Genomic DNA, 2,666 nt, shown 5'->3' with positions numbered 1-2,666 from the left:
AATAAGCTTTTGCGTTTAGGAGACTGCTGGAATGTCTGATAAAACATCAGGATGCATTGGACTAGTTGAATTGCCTCAACTTAAGCTATCTGACCCCGATGGGAACGATTTTTATTCCCTGCGCAAATGGGAACCAATTGTTAGTAAACAAATATTACTATCCAGTCTTGAAGCAGGAGGCTTTGAAACTAAATTTATTAACCTCAGAGACGGGGATTACCAAGAGAATTACGGACGGATAGCCTGGAAAGGCATTGAACTGACTAAGAATTATGTTGGTGTTGAGATAGAGAGTGTCGATCCTGAAAGCTGTGAAGTTTGGTGCATTACAGTTAACTTCACACTATACCGGGAAATAGCAATGATGGTGCTAAAGCACCTGGCCAGTAAAGGTAAGCCAGTGGTTGTGGGTGGTTCCGATCCCTTTGCTGACCCCCAAATATACCTTCGCAACGGTGCTTCAGTAGTGGTTAAGGACAAATCCGGCGCTGCTAATTGGGCTTTATTTAATTATCTGTTAGGAAAAGGTCCCAAAGAAGCACTCACTGGTGTGGTCTTAGCTGACGGGACTCAATATCCTAACAGTAAAAAACCATTGCATCCCGAAGACTGGCCCTTACCATCTTTGGATGTGGCGAGACAGTGCTTGGGAACGCAATATTGGATGGATCCGTTTCCCGAGCATTTAAAACCCATTGGTTCCATATTTCCAGATATAGGTTGCGATCGCCACTGTGACTTTTGTCAAACCCCCACTTATGGTACGGGGTATCGCAGAATGACTCCTAAACGGGTGCTGGAGTGGCTGGATATACAGCGTCAAGCAGGAGCAAAATCCGTAGTCAGCGTTTCCGATCAATTCCTGGGGCGGGTGATTTTCCCCGATGGGCGACAAGAAGTGCTCGATATTATGAAAGGGTTGCGGGAAATGGATTTAACCATTCTTTGGCCCAATGGTCTGGAGCTAAGGAAGATGACTCTAGGGCGTGGGCGCAACTATGACAGCACAGATTTGACCCCCGATGAAGAACTGATCAACGCCCTCTATCATTGGGATGGGCAAAAAGGAACTCTCGCTGGTGGTCTTCCTGCCGAGCGTCCTGTATTTGGACGGGAAGCTTATGCCAAGTTACTGCCCTGGCAGCAACACAAACGAATTGTGAAAACGGTTGTGCGAGCTGGTATTCCCATGATCGTATATCACATGATCATTGGGCTTCCTGATGATGACGATGAGAGTATGTTACGGCTAGAGGAAGCGCTTTGGGAAATCTATGATGAAGTCAAAGCGATTAACCCTTCAATGGTATTTCAAATCAGTCCCTTTGTGATTTCTCCGATCTTGGGAACGCCACAGGGCGAAATAATTCGTAAATCCGGTCTTCTGCGGTTTGACGACCCAGCCCTTTTTGCAGGATTCTGGACCGCGAGTGTTGACACCAAACATCTCAGCTACGAGCAAGTCTCTGATTGGCAGTTCCGCCTAGCTAGCGTTGGTGACTCGAAAAACCTGCAAGTTCCTCAACGGTTCAGAACGTTGCCGGATGAAGCCAAGAATACTGAAAAAACGGCGGTGTCAGTATAGGTACCGAGAAGCTTCCTAATCTGGAAGCCAATACCCAAGACTATAGTTTGATCAGATTTTGCCCTAGCACTGAATGATTTTTTTCAATTGCCATCGGAAGAGTAACAGGCAGTTTGTTCCGGGCTTAGTAGAGAAATCCTAGGGCATCAAAAGCACCATTCATTGGGAAACTACAATGACAATTGCACAAGAGAAAAACTCGACTATCGGATTAGTTGAATTGCCCCAGTTAAAGCTATCTGATCCAGATGGCAACGACTATTATTCTCTGCGGAAGTATGAACCAATTATTAGCAAGCAAGTTTTAATATCGCATCTCCAAGCAGGAGGATTTCAGACTAAATTTATTAATCTTCGCGATGGGGATTACGAAGAAAATTACGGTCGAATTACTTGGAGAGGCATCGAACTGACTAAGAACTACGTCGGTATTGATATCAAGACGGTGGATCCGGCGAGTTGTGCAGTGTGGTGTATTACCATAAACTTTACATTATACCGTGAAATTGCCGTAATACTCTTGAAGCACCTGGCAAGTAAAGGGAGACCTGTGGTTGTCGGTGGCTCTGACCCAATTGCTGACCCAGAATTTTATCTGCGTAACGGTGCTGCTGTTGTGGTTCAAGATAAATCGGGAGCTGCCAATTGGCCACTGTTTAATTATCTGTTAGGAAAAGGTTCCAAAGAGGAACTAACTGGTGTAACCTTAGCTGATCGCACTCAGTATCGCAAGAGTAAAAAACCATTGCATCCGGAAGAGTGGCCCTTACCATCTTTGGATGTGGCTAAACAATGCTTGGGCAACCAATATTGGATGGACCCATTCCCAGAGCATTTGTTACCCATTGGTTCGATCTTTCCAGATATGGGTTGCGATCGCCACTGTGACTTTTGCCAAACTCCTACCTACGGTACAGGGTATCGCAGAATGTCCCCTCAGCGGGTGCTGGAATGGCTGGATATACAGCGCCAAGCAGGAGCAAAATCGGTAGTTAGTGTTTCCGATCAATTTTTAGGTCGTGTCATTTTTCCCGGTGGTCGAGAAGAAGTACTCGAAATTATGAACGGGTTGCGGGAAATG

The 2,666-nt window shown here is 45.7% G+C and carries 1 protein-coding gene and 1 pseudogene; both read left to right on the top strand.

The features are described 5' to 3' along the window. The first annotated feature begins 31 nt into the window (after nucleotides 1-31). Nucleotides 32-1,585 carry a radical SAM protein gene (locus F6K49_RS40250; protein ID WP_293106430.1) on the top strand — a complete coding sequence of 518 codons (1,554 nt, stop codon included), beginning with the start codon at nucleotides 32-34 and terminating at the stop codon, nucleotides 1,583-1,585. A 175-nt stretch (nucleotides 1,586-1,760) separates the two neighbouring features. Beyond that, nucleotides 1,761-2,666, top strand: a pseudogene (locus F6K49_RS40245) (radical SAM protein); the annotation flags it as partial.

It is taken from the genome of Moorena sp. SIO3I6, from assembly GCF_010672095.1.
The sequence above is the reverse complement of the archived record's forward strand: the minus strand, read 5'-3'. Positions and strand labels throughout refer to the sequence as shown.

Coding starts and splice junctions, on each gene's coding strand:
- F6K49_RS40250 (WP_293106430.1), top strand. CDS start 32: ATGTCTGATAAAACATCAGGATGCATTGGACTAGTTGAATTGCCTCAA.